This is a genomic window from Rhodanobacter sp. GW835-FHT13D09, from assembly GCF_058793995.1.
Genome location: NZ_JBXAGL010000001.1, coordinates 225309 through 251406, shown reverse-complemented (window position 1 = coordinate 251406; position 26098 = coordinate 225309). Strand labels below are relative to the sequence as shown.

27 protein-coding genes and 1 tRNA gene are annotated in these 26098 nt (G+C 64.6%); 12 read left to right on the top strand and 16 right to left on the bottom strand.

What is annotated here, in order from left to right; all coding sequences use genetic code 11:
* Positions 1-6 precede the first annotated feature (6 nt).
* On the bottom strand, positions 7-474 hold the full coding sequence (locus AC1Q5A_RS01290) for an ArsI/CadI family heavy metal resistance metalloenzyme (protein WP_492697472.1): 468 nt from the start codon (positions 472-474) through the stop codon (positions 7-9).
* Positions 474-812, bottom strand: a complete 339-nt coding sequence (locus tag AC1Q5A_RS01285) for an ArsR/SmtB family transcription factor (protein WP_492697470.1) — start codon at positions 810-812, stop codon at positions 474-476. Before AC1Q5A_RS01285 ends, AC1Q5A_RS01290 begins: the two co-directional genes overlap by 1 nt.
* 103 nt (positions 813-915) lie before the next feature.
* Between AC1Q5A_RS01285 and AC1Q5A_RS01280 the strand changes: the two genes are divergently transcribed.
* Together AC1Q5A_RS01280 and AC1Q5A_RS01275 are read left to right on the top strand one after the other, a co-directional pair.
* A complete protein-coding gene (locus AC1Q5A_RS01280) occupies positions 916-1449 on the top strand; it encodes an FHA domain-containing protein (protein ID WP_492697468.1) in 534 nt (177 codons plus the stop codon).
* Positions 1446-3155, top strand: coding sequence for a protein kinase domain-containing protein (locus tag AC1Q5A_RS01275; RefSeq protein WP_492697466.1), 1710 nt, complete (start codon positions 1446-1448; stop codon positions 3153-3155). Before AC1Q5A_RS01280 ends, AC1Q5A_RS01275 begins: the two co-directional genes overlap by 4 nt.
* An 8-nt stretch (positions 3156-3163) precedes the next feature.
* On the opposite strand, the gene AC1Q5A_RS01270 is transcribed toward AC1Q5A_RS01275, so the two are convergent.
* Positions 3164-4099 (bottom strand): LysM peptidoglycan-binding domain-containing protein, encoded by a 936-nt coding sequence (locus tag AC1Q5A_RS01270; protein ID WP_492697464.1) that lies wholly within the window; start codon positions 4097-4099, stop codon positions 3164-3166.
* On the bottom strand, positions 4093-4383 hold the full coding sequence (locus tag AC1Q5A_RS01265; protein WP_492697462.1) for a 2-hydroxyacyl-CoA dehydratase: 291 nt from the start codon (positions 4381-4383) through the stop codon (positions 4093-4095). Before AC1Q5A_RS01265 ends, AC1Q5A_RS01270 begins: the two co-directional genes overlap by 7 nt.
* Positions 4384-4848: 465 nt before the next feature.
* Here AC1Q5A_RS01265 and AC1Q5A_RS01260 point away from each other — a divergent pair, with 465 nt between their 5' ends.
* The 3 genes from AC1Q5A_RS01260 to AC1Q5A_RS01250 all read left to right on the top strand — a co-directional run bounded on the left by AC1Q5A_RS01260 (position 4849) and on the right by AC1Q5A_RS01250 (position 10454).
* On the top strand, positions 4849-5265 hold the full coding sequence (locus tag AC1Q5A_RS01260; RefSeq protein WP_492697460.1) for a hypothetical protein: 417 nt from the start codon (positions 4849-4851) through the stop codon (positions 5263-5265).
* 343 nt (positions 5266-5608) lie between these two features.
* On the top strand, positions 5609-9088 hold the full coding sequence (locus AC1Q5A_RS01255; protein WP_492697458.1) for an AAA domain-containing protein: 3480 nt from the start codon (positions 5609-5611) through the stop codon (positions 9086-9088).
* Positions 9081-10454 carry a phospholipase D-like domain-containing protein gene (locus AC1Q5A_RS01250; RefSeq protein ID WP_492697456.1) on the top strand — a complete coding sequence of 458 codons (1374 nt, stop codon included), beginning with the start codon at positions 9081-9083 and terminating at the stop codon, positions 10452-10454. Before AC1Q5A_RS01255 ends, AC1Q5A_RS01250 begins: the two co-directional genes overlap by 8 nt.
* Positions 10455-10745: 291 nt before the next feature.
* Here the strand turns inward: AC1Q5A_RS01250 and AC1Q5A_RS01245 are convergent.
* From AC1Q5A_RS01245 to ftsY, 8 genes are all read right to left on the bottom strand, one after another.
* Positions 10746-10821: transfer RNA gene (locus tag AC1Q5A_RS01245), tRNA-Phe, on the bottom strand.
* 409 nt (positions 10822-11230) lie between these two features.
* Complete coding sequence (locus AC1Q5A_RS01240) at positions 11231-11671, bottom strand: hypothetical protein (protein ID WP_492697454.1); 441 nt, start codon at positions 11669-11671, stop codon at positions 11231-11233.
* Positions 11672-11697: 26 nt separating this feature from the next.
* Positions 11698-12168, bottom strand: coding sequence for a hypothetical protein (locus tag AC1Q5A_RS01235; protein ID WP_492697452.1), 471 nt, complete (start codon positions 12166-12168; stop codon positions 11698-11700).
* The gene (locus tag AC1Q5A_RS01230; RefSeq protein WP_492697450.1) at positions 12165-12974 is read right to left on the bottom strand and encodes a TIGR04255 family protein; all 810 of its coding nucleotides are present in this window, start codon (positions 12972-12974) and stop codon (positions 12165-12167) included. The genes AC1Q5A_RS01235 and AC1Q5A_RS01230 overlap by 4 nt, the downstream gene beginning before the upstream one ends.
* Positions 12975-13328: 354 nt before the next feature.
* Positions 13329-13607 carry an oxidative damage protection protein gene (locus AC1Q5A_RS01225; protein WP_492697448.1) on the bottom strand — a complete coding sequence of 93 codons (279 nt, stop codon included), beginning with the start codon at positions 13605-13607 and terminating at the stop codon, positions 13329-13331.
* Between the two features lie 51 nt (positions 13608-13658).
* Positions 13659-14720, bottom strand: a complete 1062-nt coding sequence (gene mutY, locus AC1Q5A_RS01220; protein WP_492697446.1) for an A/G-specific adenine glycosylase — start codon at positions 14718-14720, stop codon at positions 13659-13661.
* Positions 14717-15775 (bottom strand): AsmA family protein, encoded by a 1059-nt coding sequence (locus AC1Q5A_RS01215; RefSeq protein WP_492697444.1) that lies wholly within the window; start codon positions 15773-15775, stop codon positions 14717-14719. Before AC1Q5A_RS01215 ends, mutY begins: the two co-directional genes overlap by 4 nt.
* Positions 15776-15798: 23 nt before the next feature.
* The gene (gene ftsY, locus AC1Q5A_RS01210; RefSeq protein ID WP_492697442.1) at positions 15799-16935 is read right to left on the bottom strand and encodes a signal recognition particle-docking protein FtsY; all 1137 of its coding nucleotides are present in this window, start codon (positions 16933-16935) and stop codon (positions 15799-15801) included.
* A gap of 74 nt (positions 16936-17009) precedes the next feature.
* Between ftsY and rsmD the strand changes: the two genes are divergently transcribed.
* The 7 genes from rsmD to AC1Q5A_RS01175 all read left to right on the top strand — a co-directional run bounded on the left by rsmD (position 17010) and on the right by AC1Q5A_RS01175 (position 23003).
* Positions 17010-17591 (top strand): 16S rRNA (guanine(966)-N(2))-methyltransferase RsmD, encoded by a 582-nt coding sequence (gene rsmD / locus AC1Q5A_RS01205; RefSeq protein ID WP_492697438.1) that lies wholly within the window; start codon positions 17010-17012, stop codon positions 17589-17591.
* A gap of 39 nt (positions 17592-17630) precedes the next feature.
* On the top strand, positions 17631-18170 hold the full coding sequence (coaD, locus tag AC1Q5A_RS01200; protein ID WP_492698086.1) for a pantetheine-phosphate adenylyltransferase: 540 nt from the start codon (positions 17631-17633) through the stop codon (positions 18168-18170).
* Positions 18163-18666: a hypothetical protein gene (locus AC1Q5A_RS01195; protein WP_492697433.1), complete on the top strand. Its 504-nt coding sequence runs from the start codon at positions 18163-18165 to the stop codon at positions 18664-18666. The genes coaD and AC1Q5A_RS01195 overlap by 8 nt, the downstream gene beginning before the upstream one ends.
* Positions 18667-18805: 139 nt before the next feature.
* On the top strand, positions 18806-19066 hold the full coding sequence (locus AC1Q5A_RS01190; protein ID WP_492698084.1) for a YfhL family 4Fe-4S dicluster ferredoxin: 261 nt from the start codon (positions 18806-18808) through the stop codon (positions 19064-19066).
* Positions 19063-20787: a gamma-glutamyltransferase gene (ggt, locus tag AC1Q5A_RS01185; RefSeq protein ID WP_492697430.1), complete on the top strand. Its 1725-nt coding sequence runs from the start codon at positions 19063-19065 to the stop codon at positions 20785-20787. Before AC1Q5A_RS01190 ends, ggt begins: the two co-directional genes overlap by 4 nt.
* Before the next feature lie 309 nt (positions 20788-21096).
* Positions 21097-21969, top strand: a complete 873-nt coding sequence (locus tag AC1Q5A_RS01180) for an MBL fold metallo-hydrolase (protein WP_492697428.1) — start codon at positions 21097-21099, stop codon at positions 21967-21969.
* Positions 21969-23003, top strand: coding sequence for a TMEM43 family protein (locus AC1Q5A_RS01175; RefSeq protein WP_492697426.1), 1035 nt, complete (start codon positions 21969-21971; stop codon positions 23001-23003). The genes AC1Q5A_RS01180 and AC1Q5A_RS01175 overlap by 1 nt, the downstream gene beginning before the upstream one ends.
* Here the strand turns inward: AC1Q5A_RS01175 and AC1Q5A_RS01170 are convergent.
* From AC1Q5A_RS01170 to AC1Q5A_RS01155, 4 genes are all read right to left on the bottom strand, one after another.
* Positions 22972-23148: a hypothetical protein gene (locus AC1Q5A_RS01170; protein WP_492697424.1), complete on the bottom strand. Its 177-nt coding sequence runs from the start codon at positions 23146-23148 to the stop codon at positions 22972-22974. The two genes, AC1Q5A_RS01175 and AC1Q5A_RS01170, sit on opposite strands and share 32 nt — an antisense overlap.
* A gap of 23 nt (positions 23149-23171) precedes the next feature.
* Entirely contained in the window at positions 23172-23735 is a 564-nt protein-coding gene (locus tag AC1Q5A_RS01165) for an NUDIX hydrolase (protein ID WP_492697422.1), read from the bottom strand.
* A gap of 67 nt (positions 23736-23802) precedes the next feature.
* Positions 23803-24819, bottom strand: coding sequence for a magnesium and cobalt transport protein CorA (locus tag AC1Q5A_RS01160; RefSeq protein ID WP_492697420.1), 1017 nt, complete (start codon positions 24817-24819; stop codon positions 23803-23805).
* Between the two features lie 65 nt (positions 24820-24884).
* The gene (locus AC1Q5A_RS01155; protein ID WP_492697418.1) at positions 24885-26093 is read right to left on the bottom strand and encodes a lipoprotein N-acyltransferase Lnb domain-containing protein; all 1209 of its coding nucleotides are present in this window, start codon (positions 26091-26093) and stop codon (positions 24885-24887) included.
* Positions 26094-26098: the final 5 nt, after the last annotated feature.

Here is a 26098-nt window from a genome sequence, read left to right as displayed (position 1 = left end):
TCCATCTCAGCAGCAGTTCGCGGCCGGGCGGCAGCACGTGGCAGCGGAATCGCCGGAGGGCGCCGGGCCGCAGCAGGCGGCGCCGCTTTCCTGTGTCGCGCCGGCATACGTGGTGGCTTCGCCGTGGGTGCGGAAACTTTCCCAGCGCAGGCCCTGCGGATCCTCGGCCCAGAACTTGTCCGAGCGCGCGTAGCAGCAGGTGGTGGCGCGCTCGGCCAGCGCGACCGCATCGGCCGCCTGCAGCCGGGCGCCGATCGCGGCGAGCTCGGCATCGTCCTCCGCCTGCACGCCGAGGTGGTCCACGCCGGCCTGGCGGCCGCGCTGCGAGATGGCGAAGTTGACGCGCGGATCGTCCAGCATCCACTTCGCGTAGTCCGGCTTCAGCACGCTCGGGCCAACGCCGAACAACGTGGTGTAGAAACGGATGCTGCGGTCGAGCTGGTCGACGTTCACGTGCACGTGGAAGCGTTTCATCATTTTCTCCGGGTGGGGCGGCAGGTGGGGGCCGGCGCACAACCGCCGGTGGCCGAGCCTGCGCAGCAGCTCTCGGTGAGGAAGCCGAGCAGGTCGTTCATCTGCAGATAGTTCGCGCGGCACTGGATCACCCGCCCGCGCCGCTCGTCGCCGACCAGTCCGGCGCGCCTGAGGACATGCAGGTGGTTGGTCAGCGTCGCGCCGGCCAGGCCGGTCGCGGTGGCCAGTTCGCCCACGGCCATCCCTTCTTCGCCAGCCTGCACCAGCAGGCGGAACAGGGTCAGGCGGTGCTCCTGGGCGAGTGCGCCGAGGCAGGCGAGGGCATCTGTTGGTTCCATATTTCTAGAATTATGGAAATAAATATGCAAGTCAACGCCCAGTCACAAGAGTCGCACGCCGGTTGGTTATAGTTCGGCCTGGTTCACAGGGGACGAGTTTTCGATGAGTGATCGTGGTCAAGCAACGCCCAGCCAATCCGGTGATCGCACGCCGGGGCCGCAGGGTACCCGGATTTTTTCCACCGAGGCCTTGCGGCAGTACGCCAGCGATGCGCAGGAGGGGCAGGCGGGCCGGATCAGCGTGCACGAACCGGTGCTGGAAGGCAGCAGCCATGGCTTCGTGGGACGCCGCTTCGTGCTTCGCCCGGGTCGGCACACCATCGGTCGCCGGGTCGACAACGAGATCGTCGTCGACGACCTGAGCGTGTCCGGTTGCCACGCCTGGATCACCAACCAGCAGGGCCACTGCGTCATCATGAACACGCTGTCCACCAACGGCACGTTCGTGAACGACCGGCGCATCCACGAGGTGGTCCTGCGCCATGGCGACCACGTCAGGCTGGGGCAGGTCGAGTTCGTGTTCCTCACCCGCGAGCACGGCAAGCGGGTCGACGCATCCTGGCGCCGGATCGCCGGCATCGCACTGGCATTGGCCGTGCTCGGCGCACTCGCCTGGTGGGTGCTCGGGTCGCCGTGAGCGAGGACACCATCCCGGCAAGCGTCGGCCGCTACCGCATCGAGGGCATCCTCGGCCAAGGCGCGATGGCGGTCGTCTATGCCGGTTTCGACCCTGGCATCGAGCGCAAGGTGGCGATCAAATGCCTGCATCGCGAGGTCGCCGCCGACCCCGCCTACCGGCGCCGCTTTCTGGTCGAGGCGCGTGCGGCGGGACATCTGACCCATCCGCACATCGTCACCATCTTCGACGTGGGCGAGACGGTGGACGGCCGCTCGTACATCGCGATGGAGCGACTCTCGGGCGAGACGCTGGCCAGCAAGGTCAGTCGCGAAGGTTTTCCGCCGCTGCCGGCGATCATCGAGCTGGCCGGGCAGCTCGCCGCCGCGCTCGACTACGCGCATGCCCGCGGCATCGTCCACCACGACGTCAAGCCCGAGAACGTCATGCTGGCCGATGGCTGGAGCTACGCCAAGATCAGCGACTTCGGCATCGCCGAGCGCCGCGGCTCGCCACATGACGGCGGCGGGCTGTCCGCGGAAATCGGCGGCACGCCGGCCTACATGGCGCCCGAGCGCCTGCGCGGCGAGCAGGCCGATGCGCGCAGCGACCTGTTCTCGCTGGGCGTGGTGCTGTATTGGCTGGTTACCGGCAAGTTGCCGTGGCCGGACGTCGGCAACGTGGAGCAGCTGATCAGGAAGCGCCTGCGTTCGCCGCGCCCGCCGATCCGGCCGCGCGATCCGGCGACGCCGTCGATCCTGATCAGCATCGTGCGCACCTTGCTGGCGCCCGCGGCGCAGTCGCGCTACCAGGCTGGCGCGGAGGTCATCGACGACCTGCGCCTGGCAGGGCGCGAGTACGAACGCGAGCGCGAAAACCCGCTGGCGACCCGCATCATTTCATTGCGCCTGCGCTGGGCCAGCAGCCTGGGTGCGATCCTGAGCCTGGTGCTGGCGCTGGGGCTGGCAGCGATCTACGCCAAGCAGAACACCGCGGTGACCGGCGTGGCGCTGGATTTCGGCAGCTCGATGGGGCGCATGATCGCCAGCGAATCGGCCGAGAACCTGCTGCTCGGCGATGTCGCCGCCACCCGCGCCCTGGTCGGCGACATCTCGCGCAACCGGCAGATCCATTACCTGGCTATCGCCGATCGTGCCGGCAGCATCATCGCCAGCACGCAGCAGGCGGAGATCGGCCACAAATTGCCTGCCCAGGACGGGATGAAAGACCTGTCGCGGCCTGGCGATATCCGGACCCATCTCGGCCAGGACGCGGGCAACCGCGATCAAGGGGGGATGCTGCTGTTCGACGTGCCCATCCAGTACCAGGAAAAAACGGTGGGCGACCTGCGCCTCGGGGTCAGCAATGCGGCGCTGCGTGCGGCGCAAAGGACCACGCTGTGGGTGATCTCCAGCGTACTGGTGCTGACCCTGGTGGCTGTCGTCGGCGCGGCCTATTGGCTGTTCCGTCGGCCGCTCAATACGCTGCAGCTGCTGGGTGACGCGATGCTGCGGGTGGCGCGGGGGGACTTTCGCCATCGCATAAGGCTGGTCCGCCGCGACGAGCTGGGTCGGCTGTTCGCCGCCTTCAACGTGATGAACAGCGCATTGCAGGCTCGCCAGCGCCAGCCAGGGGAGTCTGCGCCGGCAGACGCCGTCGATGACGTCAGTCGACCGACGCAGATCATCCTGGCCGCGGCCGATGAAGGCGGCGCCACCAGGGCCTGAGCCGCAGATCAATACTGCTTGAGCCGCTGCTTGAGCTCGCGCGCCCGGGTGCGGTAGACGATCGCCGGTTCGTAGTCCGGCTCGATCGCAAGTATCCGGTCCCACAGCGCGATGGCCTTGTCCAGCTGCTGGTCGCGGTACAGCACGATCGCGCGTTCGTGGTACGAGTCGAGCAGTTGCGTCCGCAGCGCGGCCGCCCCGGCTCCGGCCGGCTTCAGGTGAGGGTCGATGGCCAGCGCCTGGTCGAGGCGGGCCAGCGCCTGCTGCTGTTGCCCATGGCCGAGCAGGGACACGCTCTCCTCCTGCAACCGCCGAGCGGCCGCGGCCGGTGCCTCGGTGCCCCGCACGGTCGCCGGCGTCGTCGTCGTGGCGGCTGCCGCCGGCGCCGGCGCCGCGGTATCGGCAGCGGACAGGGGCATGTGCAGCGTCTCCCCGACGCGCAGTCGGGAAGGATTGGTCGAGCCGTTGTAGCGGGCCAGGATCAGGAACAGGTTCGGGTCGCCGAGATAACGTTCGGCCAGGGTGCTGTAGGAATCGCCCGGCTGCACCACGTGCGCCCGCCAGCGCTCGCCCAGCACCTGTCGCGGATCGGCGGTGAGCTGGCGCAGCATGGCCTGCGCCGCGCGGTCGCCCGGGTGCTGTTCCAGATACTGCCGCAGGGCTTTTTCGCCTTCGGCGTAGTGGCCGGACTGGAGCTGACTGCCGACGGCGGCCAGCGACGGCTCCCTGGATGCACTCGCCGGTGATGATGTCGGCGCCGACGATGGGGTGACCACCACCGAGGAGTGTCCACCGCGCAGCGAGGCGCAGCCACCCATCCCCAGCGTGGCCAGGGCCAGGACCATCAGCGTTGCCAGCGTCCGCCGCTGCCGGCTGGGGGCATCGGGCGACAGGGCGTGAGTGTCGTTCGGCATGCTCATCATGTAGCGGTCCTTCGTCAGCATTCGTTTACACGTTTCCGCGTCCGCCGTGGCTTCGCCTGCGCCGCCGCAATCAGCTGCTGCAGGTAGGCAATGCCTTCCTCCTCCGGGAAGAACGCCACCACCTCCGCCACGCTCAGCTCGTGCCGGTTGCGCAGCGCCAGGAACTCCTCCCGCGCCATCGCCAGCCGCTGCGCCGCCGCGGCCTTCTTGCCGAGCGGCTTGGCCGGTTTCTGCTGTTCGACCTTGCGTTCGAGTCTGGCGAGCTCTTCCTGGAACTGGCGGAAGTCGTATTTCTGGGCAGTCATGGAGTGGTGCTATCGGTGGGTGGCCCGATTTTCGCACGTTGACCGGAGAATCGCGCTGTCGCCGCGCACGCCACGCGCACCCGGCAGAACAAAAAGCCCGCTCGTGGGAGCGGGCTCTTGCTGTTGCACATGGTGGCCGGGGACGGAATCGAACCGCCGACACGGGGATTTTCAACCGATACACCGACGAAATTCGGGGTTGCTTCCACCCGCAAAAGCGCGGAATGGCGCCATTCTAAACGCCTGTCTTCCTCCCGTATTCCTCCTGTCTCCCTCTCCATCCCTCTGTTACCCGGGACCACAGGGGGACCACAATCTTGGGTCACATCGGTACGAATGAGGTTCGTGGGGAAGGGGACAAATGGAGAACGGCAAGAAGATGGAGAGGCGTGACCACGAGTCGTGGCCTTCGCACCGCCATGGGACTGGGTGTAGAAAGGGGGGCACGCAATCGGGGGCACAGGGATGAGTCAGGACGATCCAGAGCAGGAACGGGAGGCCCTACCACCCTCCACCGTGCCCTCTTGCCAGCTGAGTTTCAGGGGTCTTGGCGACAACCAGGAGTGGAACGAGCGGTTCATCCGCAACTTCCAGGGCGTCTTGTTCACCTGCGGCCGCTACATGGACCTGTCGCTGCTCGACGGGGTCACGGTCGGCTTTGACTACGATGACGCCCTCGCTTCGGTGGACCTCGGCTACGAGTCGACGGTGGCCAGGCAATACGCGAATGAGGGCGGCTTGCTTGGCGTGGCCAAGGCTCTACGCGTCAAACGAGAGGGCGGCATCAAGGTCCATGCCGTATTCGACGCGAAGGTGGCAGGTGCTGAACGCAGCGCAAAAGCGGGGAAGCACATACAGGGGCGAACGGCAGAAGCGCAATGAGGCTAGGAAAAAGGCATTCACCTGCGCCAAGGCCTGACTGGGGCTACACCGCTAGGATCTTCCGCAGCGAGCGCCGTTTCGGGGTTTCTGACCCTCGAAAATGTTGTTGAAGATCACATGAGTCATGAGCGTTCGGTTGGCGGCCTCCCAGATTGCGTGCCCAGGGTGATTGCATCACGCAACCGATAGACGCTGACTTGGCCGTCGCGCAATATGATCAGCCGAAGGCCGGCATTGACCGGCAGAAATCGCTACCCTTGCTGCCGTTCAACGTAACTCTCTCTCGTACGCTTGCTTTGGCAAGTGTCCGTTAACGGGGTAGGACCTAGGATGGGATCACCCAATGGATTCGAGTTTTTTGGGGGGAAGGGCTATGCCAGGAGGGGTGAAGTTCGCTGAGCGCTTTACAATCCTTGCCGAACAAAAAAGTGGTGGGACGGCCACAATCTATAAGGCCTTTGATCATGAGACAGATGCCATAGTCGCCCTGAAGGTGTTCACCATCAATGGCCGCGATCCAGCCATAGTCAGTGAACTATGGAGCCGCGAGCAGGCGGCGCTCTCAAAGCTGAGACACGACTCGATCGTACGGGTGGTCGGTGCCGGCCGATCCGAGGAAACTTCCGAGCGATTCATCGCTTTGGAATGGATCGAAGGCCTCACCCTCGAAGAGCATCTGGGGACCATCGGACCCATGTCCTGGGACTTGTTCTACGAACGTTTTGGTGCGGCCATCTTGGACGCGATGATGTATGCGGCCGAACGCAATATCGCACATCGCGACCTGTCAACAGGCAACATCCTTGTCACTCCTTCTCAGCAAGTAAAAATCATCGACTTTGGACAGGCCAAGCTAGACAGCATAGGCATCGGACTAACTGTGATGGATTGGAAGACAGTGCCGTACTGTCTTCCAGAAGCAGATACAGGGACTTATACGTATACGCGCGACCCTTATTCCTTCTGTGCAATCGTCGTTCGTGCAATCGCTGGCAAACCGCTAGCCAATCACGAAGAGCTGTATGAGGAGTTAGGCAGAGTGGCACTACCGGAAGGAGTGCGCGAGACCGTGATACGGGCGCTAAGTAGGATTCCCAATGAGAGATTCAACAATATTGTTGAATTTAACCAATCGCTCAACAAAACAGATAGCTCAACGCCGGACATCGAACATTCCCCAGTTGCAATTCGCTTGGCACCAGGTATCGAGGAAAAAGTCCTTCTCAGTAACGACGGACTCGAGTCAAATTTATCCGTAGCGGAGTTCCTCGTCGCAGAGCTGAACGATGTGGTTGCAGTAGCTCCGACGGAGAGTACCGCGGAGAACGGCTGCATTCGGCTCGATACCTCTTCGTACAGGTTATTAGCCGTGCCGGACCGCGTGACGAAGGATCACCTTGTAGTCGTCGATGCCGTGCGCAAGAGGTTCCGTCTCGACGCGCTATTCCAGTCCGAGAGGTGGATTCCGCAGGTGCAGTTCGCAAGCAGCCTTCCTCGTGGCGAGAGCGCAAAGCAGTCCGCTGCTCATTCACTCGAGCTCTTTTACAACGGCTTGGAAGCCTACCTCGACGAAAGAAATCAGGCGGAGCGTCATGATGTCGATAGGACAATATCAGGGTGGGGAAAGCTCCTTGAAGCATTGAGGTTCATTGCTAAGAACAGCGTTCCAGCATTGTGCTTTACCAACCTTGAGAGAGACGGGAGCAGGCTGATCGCGGTCGTGGAGAACCCGGATGACGCAGTTGAAGAGGAGATGCGTGTCATATCCCTGGACGGGTCATGGGTGTTTCGAGGCGAAATCGAGTCCATTCGCGGGAACAGATGCGTCCTTCTTTCGACAAGGCCTCATTTTGACCTTGACAAAATTCCGAGCAGAGGTGTGCTGGAAATAGATTGGCAGCAAACCAAGGTCGCACTAGATCGTCAAGCACGAGCTGTCGAGAAGTTCAAAGCACAAGAAACTCCGAGCTCCCGTTTGCGAGAACTATTGACTGGAGCCAGCGAAGGATCAGTCGAGCTTAGTTTTGGCCAAGTAGCCAATTTTTTTGATAAGTCCCTGGATGATGCAAAGAAATCGGTTGTGTCGCGCTTCGCTGCAGGTGCCGATCTAATCGTCACCCATGGACCTCCGGGAACTGGCAAGACAAAGTTAATCGTTGAGCTAGTTCGGCAGGCGATCAAGTCGAACTCGGAGTGCCGTATTCTCTTGGCCTCGCAAACCCATGTTGCTTTGGATAACGCTCTTGAACGTCTGTTGGGTTCAGACAGCAACATCTCATGCGTGCGGATTGGGAGTGGCTCGAAAGATGCCGATGCAAGAGTTGCATCGAGTAGCCTCGACCAGCGCTGTGCTGAGCTAAGGGCCCATGTGACGCTATCGGCACGCCAGTTCATCGAGGAGCGTGCCGCAGCTCTCCATATCGATGGCAAGGAAGTGGAACTGGGCCTCTATGTACTCGATCTAATAGGGGCGATGACGGAGTTCCTGCGCACAGAGTCGGCTTTGGCCGACCTAAAAAAGGAGATCGAAGCCGTTGCTGCGGATTTTTCCGACGAAACCCCAGCCAGCACCAGTGAAAGGTCGGCGCGTAACATTCGAGCACGGGTCCTGGAGGGAGAGCTTGAGCGGGTCAACGCCGAACTTGTCGTGACGCGTGCTGAAGTCAGTGCGGCTAGGCAAAAGCTGGTGACTCTTGGCAAGGACGGTGCAGACCTTGCCAAACTTGCCATTGAGGAACTGCGCGAATGGTCGCAACTGCTGCTTGGAGATGAAAGCCGCCGAGCCTTGGGGGAGCTCATGCAGCTGTCGGAAAACTGGAGGCTACGCTTTGGCCAGTCCGATGACTTCAAGGCGGCCATCATATCTTCGTCCTCAGTGGTCGCGGGCACATGCGTTGGGTTTTGCCGCGAAGAGGCGGCTCTTCGGACAATATTCGACCTCTGCATCATTGACGAGGCCGGAAAGGCAACTACAACGGAACTTCTTGTTCCACTCGCTCAATCCCGGCGCGCAGTCCTCCTAGGCGATCATCATCAGCTTCCCGCCGTGCTGGACTATTCCATGAAGTCCTCCGCGCTGAGGGAGCGCTTCGGGCTGAGCGAGCAGCAACTTGACGAGCAGCTCTTTGAAAAGCTGACCAAGGATTTAGCCGATGGCTGCAAGGCAAGCCTGACGGTTCAGTACCGGATGAGAGGTGAGATTGGCCGCTTGGTGAGCGACTGTTTCTACGATGGAAAACTCGAGGAAGACGAGTCGTTGAGAGTTCGTGTTGTGCCGGATCTATCCTTGGCCGGGCTCGACACAGCAGTGACCTGGATCGATCCGTATCCTCGTGCAGCTTCCAACTTTGAAGAAAAGAAGCGTGGATCGAGTTATGAAAATGCCCGGGAAGCGCAGGCGATCATTGCGCTGCTTAACCGATTGCTATTTGTTTTTCAGAAGAATTTGAGCGGGGAAAAGTGGCCATCGATAGGAGTGATATCGGGCTACTCACCCCAAGTGAACTTGATCCGCAATGCAATACGGAAGGAGCCTTCACTTGACAAGCTGAATGTCGATTGTGTCTCGGTGCATTCGTTCCAAGGACGCGAAGTCGATATTTGCATTTACTCTGTCACAAGGAAAAATCCAAAACGCAAGATCGGAATGCTAAAGGACTGGCGGCACCTGAATGTGGCGTTGTCACGTGCTAAGAATTTCTTGGTCATAGTCGGAAGTACGGAGTTTTGTCGCGATATCGAGCATCCCAATCCGTTCGCGCAAATCATTTCCTTCATCGAAGATTCGCCGGGCTGCGTGATCAAGGAGTGGTCTGATGATTGACTCAGATGCCGTTGCGAAAAAGCTGGATCGCCGTGATGGATTCAGAGTCGTAGCCCATCGTGAGGTGGGGCTTCCAGTTTTCCGCCTTAGCGGTGTCGTGACCCTCCAAGAGATGGCGACTCTCGGCCCCATTGAGGAGTATATGCTTCGCTCGATCTCACAGGGGGTTGACAACATACAGGATCTGCAGCGATTTCTAGGCCTTCCTTACAAGGTCGTAGTGACGCAATTGGGGCAACTGGTCTTCGAAGGCGTCGTGGCGCAGCGCTCACTCGAGCCCATTCGGTATTCCATCACACCGGATGGGACACGCCGCTTGGCAGGTGCCTCGTCATCAGCGTTGGTCCGTGAACGTATGCCTCTGTATGTCGATGGCATCACCAGGAGGCTCGTCCCTGTCGATACTCGGGACCTATGGACCAGTACTCAACTTGACCCAATCGGTGTTTCGTATGTGACACCCGCGCCGAGGCGCGTCCCACGTGCTACGGATATTGACGTTGGCGAGATCAATCGCGTCCTGACGCTGATGGCAAAGTCGAGCGATTCCAGCAAACGGGTTGTTCGCCTTGATGCGTTGGTAGGGAAGGCAAATCTCTTGTTTCGTCGAGCCCAGGCGATTGCATTCAAGTCCACCGACGGTAAGCGTATGTCGATTGCGTTTGCGATTGATGGAAGGCAGTCGGAAGAACACGAAGTCGACTACGAACGAAGCGGTGCCGCACAGAAGTCGTCATTGTTCGGGATGCTTTTTGACGCCGACAAACGTCGCCGCGAGGTGCAGGCTGTTGCACGTGAACTACGCGAGGATATAGAGACTGAGACCCCTCTGGGGGGGCATCGTCCAGTGCTCAGCCTGAAAAGGGATCGAGTGGCAGTCGTTTCAGCGGCCCATATTCGCGTGTTGAGCGTCTACGAGCATCCGCCCTTGCTGCGCGGTGCACTAGAGGACGCGCGCGACCGTATCCTCATTGTTTCACCATGGATTCGCGCCAACGTCGTAGACAAGGACTTCATGAAGCTTTTGACCTCCTGCCTCGTACGGGGGGTCGACGTCACCATTGGATATGGCATAGGCAAGAGGGATCCGGCAGAGAAAGACCAAGATCGACGCGCCAGAGAGTCATTGGAATCCCTAGCGAAGTCTTTTCCGAATTTTCGATTAGTGAGAAAGGGAAATACCCACGCAAAGGTTCTTCTTGTTGACGACAAATTCTTCATTACTACCAGCTTCAATTGGCTGTCCTTCCGGGGCGATCCAAGCCAACCTATGCGGGAGGAGGAGGGGACCATGGTCGAAGATACGAGCGCTGTAGATGCCTACTATCAGAAACTCTTGGAACGAATGCCCAGCGTCGACAACTGAATACCCCAAACCCGAGGGGCGTCGGCGGATGGAATCGAACCGCCGACACGGGGATTTCCAGGGGACGCGCTTGACGCAATTAGTTACTGTATCCCTGCGAAGAAGTTCAGAGATGCGACACTCCTGAAACCTGTCCTCCGCCTGATTCCCCTCGGTTTGGGGACCACGGCTGCGGATGCGATCCGTCGAGCTGGGGAACATTCATCCGAGCTGGGGAACGGGGAGGGGACCACAGGGGGACCACAAACAAAAAAGCCCACCGGGAAAAGTGGGCTAAGTCGTTGATTTACATGGTGGCCGGGGACGGAATCGAACCGCCGACACGGGGATTTTCAATCCCCTGCTCTACCAACTGAGCTACCCGGCCAAGGTGTTTCGGTAAGCCGCGTATTAAAGCGGTGGGTGGCGAGGATGTCAAGAAAAACAACCACCTTCCGATGGAACCCTGATGGACTACCCGTAAGTGCCTGCCATTACGGTGAAAGTTCGTCGAGCAGGGGATCACACATCCCCTGCTCGACGACGTTTGGCTGTCTTGAGTGTGTCGTTCTCCAAAATTGCGATACAACTTATTGCGATCTTGAAGATGAATTTAAGAGCTGACCGTGGGTCCATCGCTTGATACTTCCGAGCAGGACATTGGTTGCGGCTTACCTGCGATTGGCCTGCGACGATGCGCAACGCATTGTCCGTGATGCGGCGCTTGTGCCGAGTGATGTGCTACCCCAAGAAGGCAGCGCTACATCTGAGCCTAAACCATAGGTGTCTTGCCTAGGCTAGACGATGTCCGGTCCGTGCCAGCCTGGAACCTGCCGCGCGTCATCGGCGTAATAGCGCGCTGCGTCTGCAAGCGCCTTCCAGCGTTCAATCAAGTCTGGATCGGCAGTTTGGCCACTGGCTGGCGCGGGTATCCCTTGCTCAATGTGTGCATGGCCGACGAATAGGCCATCGCGGGAATCCACGACACTTGCCTTCGTTGCAACGATCTCTCCCGTACGCAAGGCTGCCAAGCCGATGTAGGACGCCCCAGCGATCTCTACGGCCTTGTCCTTGCAGCCGTCGTTGCCCAGATGGCGCTTGCGCATCACGCTCACGTCGTCCCGCTCGGCCTGCGGTCGAAATGCGGCCGATTTCAGCCGCTTCTTCTTTTCGTCGTAGTGATACGGCGTCTTGATGGCTCTGACGATGATCTCGTCTGGCGCTACTTCGCGCGGCAAATCCCCGTCCAATGGGCGAGCCTTTTTCAGAACAGGGCGCGCTGGACGAGCGAGCCAAGATTGTCGATGTCAGTGGTGTTGCTCAGCGGCCCCATATCGGTCGTGCGCTTGCCCGACTTCGTCTTCATCAAGAAGCTGTAATTGGCATGGCCGATTTCGAGCAGTGCTGAGCCTGCATCGGATTCCCACTCGAAAGTGAGGGTATCGCCGGCATTGGGTGTAATTTCCGGCAGAGGAGTGCGACTCAGCAAGCGCAGGCCGACACCTTGCGCTTGCTGTAAGGTTAGGGCGCTGATTGACTCGGCACCTTCGCCATCCCAACCTGCCGGCAATGACTTCAACTCGGCCAAGCGCTGACGCAGGCTTGCTTCGAACAGGTGCGCAGGGTTGAAGGCGTCGCCGCTCCATTCCGAACGTGCTTGCGGCGCAGGCTGTGCGTAGGTGATCGACGCGCCATTGTCGTAGTTGACAGGCATCGTGACTGCCATGAACGTCATGCGTTCTCCCCGGCTGGAACCGACTGCAACTTGTCCCGTATGGACTGGGTCATGTCCACGAAAGTTCCGTGAATCAAATCATGTGCCTTGTCCAATGCTGACAGAATAGCCTGTTTGTCGCTTGGTAGCGCATTTTCTATGCGCACGTCAGTATTCATCAGCACGACGGCATCCGTTCCTAGTTGACCGTCGGAAACTGTGATTGTCATCGACATCTCAGGAATCGGTAACGCAACCTGGAACGACATCCGTGCCTGTGCGCCATCGGTCAGGCGTGCCTGCACTGTAGGTGGCAAATCCAAGCGAAAGCCCATGACTTCGGTAGCGAACGTTTTGGCGTCGCGGCCGGAGGTCAAGTCGTGTTTGAAGGCGTCGATGTAACGCAGGCTAACAGTCAGTTCTGGCTTGTCAGTCAGCGCTTCGAGCAGGCTTTCGACACCACCTTCCAGATGAGGGTGGAACTCCTTCCATGACTTGTAGGGCGGCAACGCATTGACGCTGAACATCCCCGGTCCTACCTGTGCCAATACTGGCACCTCGTCCGTGCGTCGATACCGATACATCATCTGTGGCAACAGCACCGGCATTGACGAGCCAGGTGGAACCAGTTGTTCGAGTCGATCAAACCCATGCTTGCCTACGGCACTGGTTGTCCGATGGAACAGCGCCGTCATGGCGTTGTCGGCCAGCACAATGGGAAGTTGGATCGGGTTCCCTGCCTGATCGGCGGCCGCCAGTTGCGGTATTTGCCATCGCAACTCGGCAACGATTTCGACCAGCGGCGCGTTCTGGAAAGTCTCGTTCACTGGGCGGGCTCCTTATCTTGTCGATTATAGGGAGCGGAGCATGAGCATCGATACCGGTCGTAAGGTGGTTACATGAGTCGCGCGACAAATTCCAAGCTGGGGATGGAGAGGCGAGCAAGTCTGCCCACGGGGGTTCCACAGGGGTTCCAGAAAACATAAGGTCACTGCGATGAGTGGCCTAACTAACTGATATTTCTGAAAAAAATACAGCCTGACTTTTGGTCGAGAGGAGTCTTTTGAATCCCCTGCTCTACCAACTGAGCTACCCGGCCGGGAACCTGGCGATCAGGGGCAGCCGCGAAGCTTGCCGATGATGCGTGGAGCCGCGCATTAGACCGAATGCACGGCTTTTCGTCAAGACTCCAGGTCGGGCGGGGTGAATCCGGCAGCCTGGTCGACGGCGCCACCGAACAGGAATTTCTCCATCTGCTCGCCGAGGTATTTGCGTGCCTTCGGGTCGAGCGGGTTGAGCCGGTATTCGTTGATCAGGGTGGTCTGGTGGGCCAGCCACTGCTGCCATGCGATCCTGGATATCTCGGCGTAGATGCGCTGGCCCAGCGGGCCTGGCCAGGGGGCGAAGTCGAGGCCTTCGGCGTCGATGCCGAGCTTGGCGCAATGGATGGTACGGCTCATGGTTCGAATCCTGATGGGACCACAGTGATTAAGTGCAGCTTGCCGCTCTGCTCAGGCGTTGTCGTTGATCTGCAGCAGGAGGCCGCGCACCGGTGCAGGCAGGCCGAGCGCACCCAGTTCGTCGGCGTTGCACCAGCGCAGTTGCGGATTATCGGCGATGCTCTGCTGCGCCGTCGCGCGGTCGAAGAGAAGCGGCTCGATGGCGAGCCGGTAATGGCTGAATACGTGGGTGAACGGTGCGAGCGCCAGGGCATCGTCGACCTGCGCGTGCTGCTGTGCGATGCGCCAGGCGCCATCCGGGTCGGTGGCTTCGGGCAGGCTCCACAGGCCGGACCATACGCCCTGCGGACCGCGTCGCTCGAGCAGCACGCGGCCGTGGCGGTCGCGCAGGATCAGCATCACGGTGGCGCGGGTGGGAATGGATTTCGCCGGCTTGCGGCCGGGCAGCTGCGCGGTGAGATCGTCGCGAAGGGCGATGCAGTCGGCGGCCAGCGGGCAGGCGTCGCAGCGCGGGCGCGCGCGCACGCAGACGGTGGCGCCCAGGTCCATGATCGCCTGGGTGTAGTCGGCGACGCGGCTGGTCGGCGTGTGCGCCTCGGCGTGCTGCCACAGCTGCTTCTCCACCGCGCCTTCGCCGGGGTGGCCGTGGATGCCGTGGTAGCGGGTGAGCACGCGCTTGACGTTGCCGTCGAGGATGGGAAAGCGCAGGCCGTGCGCCTGCGCCAGGATCGCGCCAGCGGTGGAGCGGCCGATGCCGGGCAACGCGCTCAACGCGGCGAAGTCGCGCGGCAGTTCGCCGCCGTGCCGTTCCACGCAGAGTTGCGCGGCGCGATGCAGGAAACGCGCGCGACGGTAGTAGCCGAGGCCCGACCACAGCGCCAGCACGGTGTCCTCATCGGCAGCGGTGAGGTCGCGCAGGGTGGGCAGCGCGGCGACGAAGCGCTCGAAGTAGCCGACCACGGTGGCCACCTGGGTCTGCTGCAGCATCACCTCGGACAGCCACACGCGGTAGGCGTCGCGCCGGCCGTCGTCGAATGCACGCTGCCAGGGCAGGTCCTTGCGGCCGTGCCGGTCGAACCAGCGCAGCAGACGGGAGGCCAGGGTCGCGCTCATCGCGGCTTGCCGGCGGCGGGTTTCGCCGTGGTGCCGGCGGGCGCCGGCGCGGCATCGCCGGCCTGGATGGTGAGGCCTTCGATGGCGACGCTGCCCACCTCGAGCCGGGCGATTTCCGCGTGGCCGTTGCCCGGTGGCGTGCTCAGCTGCGGCCCTTGCGGATCGCCCAGCTGGCTCCACCAGCGGGCCAGCGCCAGCGGCGGCAGGCGCAGGTCGGCGTGGTTGGCGGGGCCGTCGAGTTTCAGCGCCAGCAGCAGCGGGTCGTTCTGGTTGGCCGGGGTCAGCCGCAGCGAGATGTCGTATTGGCCGGCGTTGGCCTGGTCGAGCCGGCCGGCGAGGTTGGCGGCGGCATCGGCGGCGCCGTGCCAGCGCGCATTGCCGGCGAGCGCCAGGGTGGTCGTGCCGCCCTGCGCCAGGCGCAGGCTGACGTTGTCCAGTTGCAGCGTGCTGCCTTCGATGCGTGGCGTGGCGGACAACCGCAACTGCAGCGGCGTGTGTGCCGCGGTGGTGGCGGACAGGTTGAGCGGGAACGGCTGGCCGGAGATCAGGCGGCCGGCTTCGAGCGAGACGTTGTCGAGCAGCACGGCGTTGCCGCGCACCAGGCTGCCGTGGCGGATGCCGACGCCGGTATCGATGCGCGGGATGTTGGGCGGCGAGCCCGCGGGGTGCGCGGGCAGCGCGGCGAGCCATTCCTGCAGCGCGTCGAGGTCGACCCGGGGCGAGTCGATCCGCAGCTGCGAAATCACGGTGGGGCCGCCGAACAGGGTATGCCACGGCAGCACGAGCTGGCCGCGCGCGGCCAGCAGGATCGGCGCACTGGCGCCCGCGGCGTTGAGCGTGATGCCGTCCAGGTCCAGCGCCGGCCGCGGGAACAGGGTGGGGCTGGCCGGGCTGGCCAGGTTCAATTCGAGCCCCGCACTGCGCGCCTGGGTCTGCAGCATGCGGGTGAAGCGCTCGGGCTGCAGCAGCAGGTAGACCGCGATCACCGCGGCCAGCACGGCCGCCAGCGCCAGGCCGCCCAGGATCAGCAAGGTCAAGCGCAGGCGGTGCGACATCCGCTCAGCCTCGCCAGCGCGGTTCAGTCATGGCCGGGCGCCTCGCTGCCGAGGCTGGCCGGCAGCAGGCCGTCGACGAACGCCTCGGCCTCGAACACGCGCAGGTCGGTGGCGCTTTCGCCCAGGCCGACGAAGCGGATCGGCAGGCCGAACTCGCGCGCCAGCGCGAACACCACGCCGCCCTTGGCGGTGCCATCGAGCTTGGTCACCACCAGACCGGTGACGCCCACGATCTGGCGGAACTGGCGCACCTGGTTCACCGCGTTCTGGCCGGTGGTGCCGTCGATCACCATCAGCACCTCGTGTGGCGCGTCGGCGTCGAGCTTCTTCAGCACGCGGGCGATCTTGCCCAGCTCGTCCATCAGGCCGCCCTGGGTGTGCAGGCGGCCGGCGGTGTCGGCGATCAGCACGTCGGTGCCGCGCGAGCGCGCCGCCTGCAATGCGTCGAAGATCACGCTGGCGGCGTCGGCATCCTGGCCCTGCGAGATCACCGGCACGGCGTTGCGCTCGCCCCAGGTCTTCAGCTGCTCGACCGCGGCGGCGCGGAAGGTGTCGCCGGCGGCCAGCATCACTGCGCGTTTCTCATCGCGCCAGCGGCGCGCCAGCTTGCCGATGGTGGTGGTCTTGCCGGCGCCGTTGATGCCCACCACCAGCACCACGAACGGCTGCCGACCGCGTACGTCCAGCGGCTGCTCGACCGGCTTGAGCAGGGCCACCAGCGCCTGGCGCAACGCGGCCAGCAGCGCCCGGGCGTCGGCGAACTCGCGCCGGTGCATGCGCTTGCGCAGGCTCTCGACCAGCTCGGTGCTGGCCTCGATGCCGACGTCAGCGGTGATCAGGGTGGTTTCCAGCTCGTCGAGCAGGTCATCGTCGAGCTTCGGGTGGCGCACGAACAGCGCGCCAAGGCCGCGCGCGAACGCATTGCCGGAGAGCCGCTCGCGCCAGCTGCGCGGGGCCGGCGCCGTAGCGGCGGGTTCCGCGGCCGGCGCCATGAAGCGTTCGTGGTCGGGCCGGGTCTCGGCGGGCGCGGCGATTTCCGCCAGCGCCTCGTGCAGCGTCGCCTCGTCGCCTTCCGGTGCGACGGCATCGGCCGCCGGGGCCGTGGCGGCGGGCTGCCCGACATCCTTTCCGGTGGGCTTCTTCTTCCAGAATTTGAGCATTGCGGCGGCGATTCAAAGACAATGGGCGGCATGCTAACACTCCAACCTGTACCGCCCGCTGAGGGCGCGACGGCATGAACGGCGGGCACAAGGCCGGGGCGGGGCGGGTCCGCATCATCGGCGGCAGCCTGCGCAATTCGCGGCTGGAGGTGCCGGACCTGCCCGGCCTGCGCCCCACTCCCGAGCGGGTGCGCGAAACGCTGTTCAACTGGCTGGCGCCGGTGCTTGACGGTGCGCGCTGCCTGGATCTGTGCGCGGGCACGGGCGCGCTCGGCATCGAGGCGCTGTCGCGCGGCGCCGCCGGCGTGCAGTTCGTGGAGCGCGATGCCCGCGCGGCGCAGGCGCTGCGCGCGAACCTGGCGCGGCTCAAGGCCCCGGGCGGCGAGGTGGCGGGGCTGGATGCGGGGCTGTACCTGCAGGGGGCGGGGCGGCCGCACGACCTGGTCTTCCTTGATCCCCCGTTTGCACTGGACCTGTGGCCGACGCTGGCGCGGCAGCTGGAGCAAGGCGGCTGGCTGGCCGCGCAGGCGTGGATTTACGTGGAATCGCCGCGTGGCCATGTGCCGGCCTTGCCGCCGGCCTGGCAGCCGCATCGCGAAGGCCAGGCCGGCGAGGTGCGTTTTGCGCTCTATCGGCGCGCGCTTCCGTTAAGCTAGGGTCAATCCATCCGTCGTGTCCGTCTCGTGAGCAAACCATTGGGCAACCCGCGCCTGGCCGTGTACCCGGGCACCTTCGATCCGATCACCAACGGCCACGCCGATCTGGTGGCGCGCGCCGCGTCGTTGTTCGACGGCGTGGTGGTGGCGGTGGCCGACAGCTCCAGCAAGGGCCCGGGCTTCAGCATGGCCGAGCGGATCACCCTGGCGCGGCTGGCGCTGGCCGACCTGCCGAACGTGGAGGTGAGCGGCTTCGACTGCCTGCTGGCCACCTTCGTCCAGCAGATCGGTGCGGGCGTGATCATCCGCGGACTGCGCGCGGTGTCGGATTTCGAATACGAGTTCCAGCTGGCCAGCATGAACCGCCACCTGATTCCGCAGGCCGAGACGCTGTTCCTGACGCCGGCCGAACAATACAGCTTCATCTCGTCGTCGCTGGTACGCGAGATCGGCCGTCTAGGCGGCGATATCTCCGGCTTCGTGCATCCGGCGGTACAACAGGCCATGCGGCAGCGCTGGCAGAAGGGCCGGACCGGCTCCAACAAACAACCCGAAACAGAAGGTGACAACCATGCGTAAGTCCGTTCTCATTGCTGCCGTCGCACTGACCGCCGGTCTCGCCCTGAGCGCCTGCGGCAAACACGAAGCCGCCGGGCAGGCCGGCCCGCAGGCCAGCCAGCAGGCGGCCAAACCGACCGATCCGAACGACAGCAAGGCGTGGAACGCCTACTTCGGCCAGATCGTGCAGAACAACATGCAGGGCATGAAGGCCGACCGCCCGTATCCGTACCTGGTGCCGGCGGGCGATTCCGAGGACGCCGTGGCCGGCCGCGGCCGCCAGCTGTCGAACGTGGAGGATGCCGTTGCGCGCGGCGTGCTGCCGGGCAACATGCTGGTGTTCGCCGGCCAGGATTCGGCGAAGACGGCCGACCTGGTCATCGCGGCGTTCAAGGATGCCAAGCCCGGCTCGTTCAAGGACGTGATCGTCCTGTTCATCGGCGCCACGGCCGACCAGCAGCGCGTGGACGACGTGCTGAAGCCCACCGGCGCCACGGTCCGCTTCGTCGCCATGTAAGCACGGCGCTGCGCCGGCCCCGCCGGCGCGGCATCGCGCCGCCGCCCCGCGTCGCGGGAGCGGCGGCCGGGTGCTCGCCGCGGATTTCCCGGCGCGCTCCTCCCCGAGCGCCGCACCCCAGCATGTAGTATCGGCAGCCATGTCCCTGAAAATCCTCGACACCTGCGTCAATTGCGACGTCTGCGAGCCGGCCTGTCCGAACCATGCCATTTCGCTGGGTGAGGAGTTTTACGTGATCGATCCGGCATTGTGCACCGAGTGCGTCGGTCATCATGACGAACCGCAGTGCGTGGTGGTATGCCCGGTCGAATGCATCATCGGCGATCCCGACCACGCCGAATCGCATGAGCAGCTCGAACTCAAATACCGCCACCTGATGGCGAAGGAATCCGCGGCATGAGGTTTTCCCTGAACTGGCGTGTGCTGTCGCTGAGTCTGCTGCTGGTCGGTGGCAGCGCGGTTGCCGCCGACGGCGCCGCGAAGCCGGCTCCGGTGGCGGCAGCCCGTGCCGCTTCCATGCGCCCCGGCCATGCGGCCGTCGCCAGCGCGAACTTCCACGCGACCGAAGCCGGCCTCGAAGTGCTGGCCAAGGGCGGCAATGCATTCGACGCGGCAGTGGCGGTGGCGGCCACGCTGTCGATCGTGGAGCCGGAGAGTTCCGGCACCGGCGGCGGCTTCATGGCCGTGCTGCACCGGGCGAAGGACGGCCGCGACATCTTCATCGACGCGCGCGAGACCGCGCCGGCCGCGGTGAATCCGAAGGATTACCTCAACCCGGACGGCAGCCCGAACCGCGACACCGCGCTGCGCGGGCCGCTGTCGGCCGGCATCCCCGGTCAGCCGGCCGGGCTGGTGCTGCTGGCCAAGCGCTACGGGCGCCTGCCGCTGGCGCAGTCGCTGGCGCCGGCGATCCGTATCGCGCGCGGCGGCTTCCAGCCGGACGCGCGCCTGCGCGGCGCGATCGCCGGCACGCAGAAGGATCTCGAGCGCTGGCCCGCTTCGGCCGCCAAGTACCTGCCGGGCGGCAAGCCGCCGGCGGAAGGCGCGGTCTGGCGTGACCCGGACCAGGCGCGCACGCTGGAACTGCTCGCTGCACACGGCCACGACGGTTTCTATCGGGGCGAGACCGCGCAGAAGCTGGTCAAGGCGGTACGCGCCGCGGGCGGCAACTGGACGCTGGCCGACCTGGCCGGCTACCAGGCCAGGGAGCGCACGCCGATCAGCGTCGACTATCGCGGCTACAAGATCATCACCGCGCCGCCGCCGTCGTCTGGCGGCGTGGCGATCGCTGAAATCCTCAACATCCTGTCCGGCTACGACCTGACGAAGATGGATGCCGCCACGCGCGCGCACTACATCATCGAGGCGATGCGCCGCGCGTTCCGCGACCACAACGATTACCTGGGCGACCCGGATTTCGTGCAGATGCCGCTGGACATGCTGCTGTCGCCGTACTACGCCGCCGGCCTGCGCCAGGGCATCCTGCCCGACAAGGCCACGCCGTCGTCGATGCTGCCGCGCGCCGAGGCGCCCGAGCCGGGCATGCACACCACCCATTTCTCGATCATCGACGCCGATGGCAACATGGCCGCGGTGACCTCCACGGTGAACTACACGATGGGTTCCGGCTTCGTCGCCGCGGGCACCGGCGTGCTGCTCAACGACGAGATGGACGACTTCGCGCTGGTGCCGGACAAGCCCAACGTATACGGCCTGCTCGGCAGTGCGGCGAACGCGCCGAAGGGCGGCAAGCGCATGCTGTCCTCGATGTCGCCGAGCATCGTGATCGGTGCCGACCGCACCGCGGTGATCGGCTCGCCTGGCGGCTCGACCATCATCACCCAGGTGCTCGAAGGCATCCTGCATTTCATCGACGGCGAGAGCGCGCAGCAGATCGCCGCGCACAAACGCTTCCACCACCAGTACCTGCCGGACGTGGTGAACGTGGAGGAAGGCACGTTCGACGCCGCCACCAGCGAGGCGCTGACGAAGATGGGCTATGCGCTGAAGCCGCGCGAGTCGTGGGGCTTCATGAATGTAGTCACCTGGGACCGCAAGGCCAACCAGCTCGATGCCGCCAGCGATCCACGTCGGCCGTCGGGGCTGGGCAAGGTGCAGTAGGTCCTTCGAAAAACTGGCCATTGCCCGTCATCCCGGCGAAAGCCGGGATCCAGCGCCCAGGGTTTCGGTGAGCCAGAGTCACTGGATCCCAGCTTTCGCTGGGACGACGGTCCAAATCGAGGTTTTTCGAAGTTCTCAGCAAGGTCAGACCATGGAATTGTTCTTGCTCACCGGCAATTCTCAGCAACTCGACGGCGGCGCCATGTTTGTTCGGCCCATCCATGGGCCTCACCCTGCGCTGCGCGCAGGGCCGCCTGCGGCGTCCGGATTCGTTCCTGACGAATCCGTGGCAACGCGAGGTATCTGAAAATGGAACTCTGGTCTCTGCTGGGCAACTCGCAGCAATTGGACGGCGGCGCCATGTTCGGCAACGCGCCGAAGGCGATGTGGTCGCGCTGGATCGCGCCGGATGCGGAGAACCGGATTCCGCTGGCCTGCCGCTGTTTGCTGGTGAAGGATCTGGACGGGCGCAACGTGCTGTTCGAGACCGGCATAGGCGCGTTCTTCGAGCCGGCGCTGCGCGAGCGCTACGGCGTGGTGGAGTCGCGGCACGTGCTGCTGGATTCGCTGGCCGAGGCCGGGCTCACCCACGAGGACATCGACGTGGTGGTGCTGTCGCACCTGCACTTCGACCATGCCGGCGGCCTGCTGGCAGCATGGGAGGAAGGGCAGCCGCCACGCTTGCTGTTCCCGAATGCGCATTTCGTGGTGGGCGCGCAGCACTGGCACCGTGCCACGCACCCGCATCCGCGAGACCGCGCCTCGTTCGTGCCGGAGCTGCAGCCGCTGCTGGAAGCGAGCGGCCGGCTGGAGCTGGTCGAGGGCGAACATTCGCGGACACTGGGCGAGTCGGTGCGCTTCTTCTTTTCGGACGGCCATACACCCGGCCTGATGCTGGCCGAAGTCGGCGGCGTGGTGTTCTGCGCCGACCTGATCCCCGGCCGCTTCTGGGTGCACCTGCCGATCACCATGGGCTACGACCGCTGGCCGGAGAAGCTGATCGACGAGAAGCGCGTGTTCCTGGAAGACAAACTGGCGCGCGGGGTGCGGCTGTTCTTCACGCACGACCACGATTGCGCGCTGGCAACGGTGACGTGCGACGGGCGCGGCCGTTTCGGCACCACCGAGGAGCAGCGCGCGCTGCGCGGCATGCCGCCGTCCACCCTGGCGGGAGTGGCCTGATGAGCGGGCGCGGGGGAACCGCCATGCGCCGCCTGGCGTTGAACATCGCCGGTACGCTGCTGGTGCTCGCCGGCATCGGGCTGGCGGCGATGACCGCACGCGGCCTGCTCCATTACCGCGCAGTGGCCAGCCAGCATGGCGGCGAGGTGATCGATCTCGGTGCGGATGGGCTCGCGCCGGCTGGCCTGCATGGCGGCATGGTACGCGTGGTCGGCACGCCGAAGGTGGTGGAAGCGCCGTACGACGCGGAGTTCAACCAGCGCGTGGACACGCCGGTACTCGTGCGTCACGTGGAGATGTTCCAGTGGCGGGAGGTGCGCTTCGGCAGCAACATGCACTACGAGCTGGACTGGCTCGACCGGCCGGTCGATGCCAGCCGTTTCGAGGATCCGAAGGGGCATGCGAACCCGGGGAGCTTCCCGATCGGCGGCAGGCAGTTCGACGCCGGCCTGGTGCGATTGGGCGGTTTCGATCTCGACCGGGTACTGTTGCATGCGCTGCCCGGCACGCAACGGGTCGAGCCGGATGCGGCGGCCCTGCCGGAAAACCTGGCGGCCAGCTTCAGTCGCTACCAGGGCTACCTGGTGACCAGCGCGCGGCCGGGCGATCCGCGGCTCGGCGACGTACGGGTGAGCTGGTCGGCCGTGCCGCTGCAGCAGCTGACCGTCATCGGCCGCCTGGACGGCGACCGGCTGGTGGCGGCGTCCGATGCCGCCGACGGCAAGGGCTACATGGTGCAGCTCGGCGATGTGCCGGTGCTGGACGCCTTCCCGGACCTGCCGATACCGCCGGAGTTCGTCTGGATCCGGCGGATCCTCGCCGTGTTGCTGGCCTCGCTGGGTGCCTTCCTGCTGCTCACCACGCAGCGCAGTCACCCCGACGGCTGGCTCGCGCTGGGCCTGGGTGCCCTGGTCGTGGGCATCGTCGCGGGCGTGTTGTGGCTGGGCAACGACCTGTGGGCCACATGCCTGTGGCTGACGCTGGCGGCGTGCGGCGCGGTGGTCACCGGGTGGCGGCTGCGGCGCGGGCGTTGAGCCGACGCTGGCGGGTGCGTGGGGAAGAGGTGACGCGCAGCCGCTGCTCGGCGGCCGCTTTCCCGCTGGCATTGGCATAGACCTGGTCGGCCCACTGCGTGGCACCCAGGTAGATCGCGGCCATCCGCTGGATGCGCTGGGGCATGCCGGCGCCGCTGCGCCAGGGCGTCAGTACCGACCGTGCTCGATGAACCACAGCCCGGCGAACAGTTTCGGGTCGATCGAATAGCCTTCGGCGGCGCGGGCGAACAGCCAGCTGCCGGCTTCGCCGCGGGGTACCTCGTGCACCACGATGTTCTCGGTTTCATCGCCGCCGCCCGGGCCGACTTTCTCCAGGTCCCAGGCGCGCACAAAGGTGATCATCTCGGTGCTCATGCCGGACGAGGATGGCCCGCGATGGATGAACTCCACCCGCTGGCAGCGGTAGCCGGTCTCCTCCTCCAGTTCGCGCCGGGCGGCGAGCAGGGCGTCCTCGCCCTCGCGTCCCCGTTCGTCGCCGACCAGTCCGGCCGGCATCTCGATGGTGTTCTGCAGGATCGACACGCGGTACTGCTCGACGAACAGCACCTTGTCCTCGGGCGTCACTGCCAGGATGATCGCCGCGCCACCGGGATTGTTGCGCTCGGCGTATTCCCAGCGGCCGCGCTTGCGCAGGCTCAGCCAGCGACCCTCATACAGGGTTTCCACCGGGGCATCGGCGTCGGCGGGGATGCGGCTTGCGGAGTCGTTCATCGGTGATCGCGTGCGGGTGAAGGCCAGCGGACATCTTGAACGTTCCGCATGACAGCGACAACCGCCGCTACAGCCACTTCGCGCGCTTGAGCCCGAGGTAGATACCGCCGACCACGCAGCCCACCACCATGATGATGGCGGGATAGGCCCAGGGCTGGGCGAGCTCGGGCATGTGGGTGAAGTTCATGCCGTACCAGCTGGTGAGCAAGGTCGGCGCGGCGAGCATCGCCGCCCAGCCCGCGAGTTTCTTCATCACCTCGTTCTGGCGCAGGCTCACCAGCGAGAGGTTGACGTTGATCGCGGCGGTGAGCATCTCGCGCATGGCGCCGATCGCCTCGTTGACGCGGAAGGCGTGGTCGTAGACGTCGCGGAAATACGCCTGCAGCTGCTCCGGAATCAGCTCCTGGTGCAGCCGGATCAACTGGTTGACGATGTCCTGCAACGGCGCCACCGCCAGGCGCAGCGTCATCAGGTCGCGCTGCATGTCGTACAGCCGGCGCACCGTGCTGCTCTTGAACGTCTCGCCGAAGATGTCGTGTTCGAGCTGCTGCACTTCCTCGCGGAAGTCGCGCACGATCGGCAGCAGGTTGTCGACGATGAAATCGAGCACGCCGTACAGCGCGTAGCTCGGACCGTTCGCCAGCAGTTCCGGCGTGTGCTCGCAGGTGCGCCGCGCCGGCGCGTAGGACTGCGAGGCGCCGTGGCGCACGGTGACCAGGTAGCGCGCGCCGAAGAAAATGTGCGTCTCGCCGAACGCCAGTTCGCCGTTGACCAGCTGTGCGGTCTGCACCACCAGGAACAGCGAGTCGCCGTAGGTTTCCAGCTTGGTGCGCTGGTGCGCGGCATGCGCGTCCTCGATCGCCAGGTCGTGCAGGCCGAACTCGTCCTGGATCTTCCCCAGCAAGGCCTCGTCCGGCTCGTACAGGCCGACCCAGACGAAGGTGTCCGGTTCCGCCAGCACGTCGCTGATCCCGTCGATGGTAATGTCGCCGATCCGCGTGCCGTCGTTCCTGTAGGCGATGCAGTTGACCACCATCGGCTGATCGGTGGTCGGTGTCGCGGCCGGCGGCGTGGTCAGGTTCATGCGCGCATGATGCCCCGCGCCCGCAGGCGGGGGCAATTGAGCCACTGCGAACACGATAGCCGCAGTTACCGGTTCCGGCGCAGGCTCCAGGCCAGTGCCAGCCAGCACGGCAGGGCGAACAGCAGCCACGGCTGGTTCTGCTGCACGGTGCCGGGCAGCAGGTGCAGCAGCACGGCGGCCACGCAGGCGAGCAGTTGCAGCGCGATCACGCCGTCGATGAAGCGCGAGGCGGCGAGACCGCGGCGCGAACGCCACAACGTCGGCAGCAGCAGGAAGGCCAGCGGATTGAACAGCAGCAGGTTCGCATTCGCCCACGCCGAGTGATGGGTGGTCAGCGTCCACAGCACCAGCAGCAGCAGGCCGGCCATGCCGGCCGCGAGCAGGTGCAGCGTGCCGAGCAGGGCATGGCCGGTCGGCCAGCCGCGGCGGGCGAGCACGATCAGCGCCGCCAGCAGCAGGCCGGCCAGGGCCAGTGGCAGGCGCAGATCGGGCGCGGTCGTCGGCGGCACGTCCAGCCGGTTCGGCGAGACGAGCTGCTCGTCCCGCAGCAGCGGGCGCAGGGCGTTCTGGCCATCGGCGACGCGCACCTCGCGCAGCTGCGCCTGCAGTACCTCGGGCAGGAAGCTTTCCTGCCAGGCGTTCAACGGCTGGTCGGCATACGGCCCCAGGCCCAGGTCGAGCAGCAGCATCAGCCAGGGCTGTGCGCTCATCAGCCGCACGGTCTGCTGGCGGTAGGTCATGCCGCCGGAGCGTGCCTTCAGGCGGGTTGCCAGCATGCCGCCGAGCGCCTTGTCCAGCGCGTCGCGCACGCGGGTGGTGCAGTTGTCGACGTAGTAGTCGTAGGCGTAGCCGGCGTTTTCCGGGCGCAGGTTCCACAGCAGGAAGTCGCGCAGCGCGGCGGACTGTTCGGGCGTCAGCGCCAGCCGCTGGCGGCTGATCGAGCGGCCGGCCTCGACGTAGTAGCGCTCGTCCTGGTCGCTCGGCGCCGCATCCATCAGGTAATGCATGCGGCCGCGGGCGAAGTTCAGCAGGAAGTTCTTCTCGCTGAAATCGAACACACCGTAGTTGAAGTTGACCGCTTCGCCCGAGACCGTGTCGCGCAGTTCGATCGCGTCGTGGCCGAAGCGTTCCCAGTAGGTTTCGCCGGGACCGTAGGTGACCAGCGATACCTCGAGGTTGGCGCCGGGCGCGTTGGCGACGCTGGCGTGGGCGGCCTGGAACGCGGCCAGCAGCAACAGCGCGAGCAGCAGGAGGTTACGGCTGACCAGGTTCATGCGGC

What these genes read in the sequence shown, in the direction of transcription:
- AC1Q5A_RS01290 (WP_492697472.1), bottom strand. Translation starts at nt 474, where the DNA reads ATGAAACGCTTCCACGTGCACGTGAACGTCGACCAGCTCGACCGCAGC.
- AC1Q5A_RS01285 (WP_492697470.1), bottom strand. Translation starts at nt 812, where the DNA reads ATGGAACCAACAGATGCCCTCGCCTGCCTCGGCGCACTCGCCCAGGAG.
- AC1Q5A_RS01280 (WP_492697468.1), top strand. Translation starts at nt 916, where the DNA reads ATGAGTGATCGTGGTCAAGCAACGCCCAGCCAATCCGGTGATCGCACG.
- AC1Q5A_RS01270 (WP_492697464.1), bottom strand. Translation starts at nt 4,099, where the DNA reads ATGCTGACGAAGGACCGCTACATGATGAGCATGCCGAACGACACTCAC.
- AC1Q5A_RS01265 (WP_492697462.1), bottom strand. Translation starts at nt 4,383, where the DNA reads ATGACTGCCCAGAAATACGACTTCCGCCAGTTCCAGGAAGAGCTCGCC.
- AC1Q5A_RS01260 (WP_492697460.1), top strand. Translation starts at nt 4,849, where the DNA reads ATGAGTCAGGACGATCCAGAGCAGGAACGGGAGGCCCTACCACCCTCC.
- AC1Q5A_RS01255 (WP_492697458.1), top strand. Translation starts at nt 5,609, where the DNA reads ATGGATTCGAGTTTTTTGGGGGGAAGGGCTATGCCAGGAGGGGTGAAG.
- AC1Q5A_RS01250 (WP_492697456.1), top strand. Translation starts at nt 9,081, where the DNA reads ATGATTGACTCAGATGCCGTTGCGAAAAAGCTGGATCGCCGTGATGGA.
- AC1Q5A_RS01235 (WP_492697452.1), bottom strand. Translation starts at nt 12,168, where the DNA reads ATGACGTTCATGGCAGTCACGATGCCTGTCAACTACGACAATGGCGCG.
- AC1Q5A_RS01225 (WP_492697448.1), bottom strand. Translation starts at nt 13,607, where the DNA reads ATGAGCCGTACCATCCATTGCGCCAAGCTCGGCATCGACGCCGAAGGC.
- mutY (WP_492697446.1), bottom strand. Translation starts at nt 14,720, where the DNA reads ATGAGCGCGACCCTGGCCTCCCGTCTGCTGCGCTGGTTCGACCGGCAC.
- AC1Q5A_RS01215 (WP_492697444.1), bottom strand. Translation starts at nt 15,775, where the DNA reads ATGTCGCACCGCCTGCGCTTGACCTTGCTGATCCTGGGCGGCCTGGCG.
- ftsY (WP_492697442.1), bottom strand. Translation starts at nt 16,935, where the DNA reads ATGCTCAAATTCTGGAAGAAGAAGCCCACCGGAAAGGATGTCGGGCAG.
- rsmD (WP_492697438.1), top strand. Translation starts at nt 17,010, where the DNA reads ATGAACGGCGGGCACAAGGCCGGGGCGGGGCGGGTCCGCATCATCGGC.
- AC1Q5A_RS01195 (WP_492697433.1), top strand. Translation starts at nt 18,163, where the DNA reads ATGCGTAAGTCCGTTCTCATTGCTGCCGTCGCACTGACCGCCGGTCTC.
- AC1Q5A_RS01190 (WP_492698084.1), top strand. Translation starts at nt 18,806, where the DNA reads ATGTCCCTGAAAATCCTCGACACCTGCGTCAATTGCGACGTCTGCGAG.
- ggt (WP_492697430.1), top strand. Translation starts at nt 19,063, where the DNA reads ATGAGGTTTTCCCTGAACTGGCGTGTGCTGTCGCTGAGTCTGCTGCTG.
- AC1Q5A_RS01180 (WP_492697428.1), top strand. Translation starts at nt 21,097, where the DNA reads ATGGAACTCTGGTCTCTGCTGGGCAACTCGCAGCAATTGGACGGCGGC.
- AC1Q5A_RS01175 (WP_492697426.1), top strand. Translation starts at nt 21,969, where the DNA reads ATGAGCGGGCGCGGGGGAACCGCCATGCGCCGCCTGGCGTTGAACATC.
- AC1Q5A_RS01170 (WP_492697424.1), bottom strand. Translation starts at nt 23,148, where the DNA reads ATGCCCCAGCGCATCCAGCGGATGGCCGCGATCTACCTGGGTGCCACG.
- AC1Q5A_RS01165 (WP_492697422.1), bottom strand. Translation starts at nt 23,735, where the DNA reads ATGAACGACTCCGCAAGCCGCATCCCCGCCGACGCCGATGCCCCGGTG.
- AC1Q5A_RS01160 (WP_492697420.1), bottom strand. Translation starts at nt 24,819, where the DNA reads ATGAACCTGACCACGCCGCCGGCCGCGACACCGACCACCGATCAGCCG.
- AC1Q5A_RS01155 (WP_492697418.1), bottom strand. Translation starts at nt 26,093, where the DNA reads ATGAACCTGGTCAGCCGTAACCTCCTGCTGCTCGCGCTGTTGCTGCTG.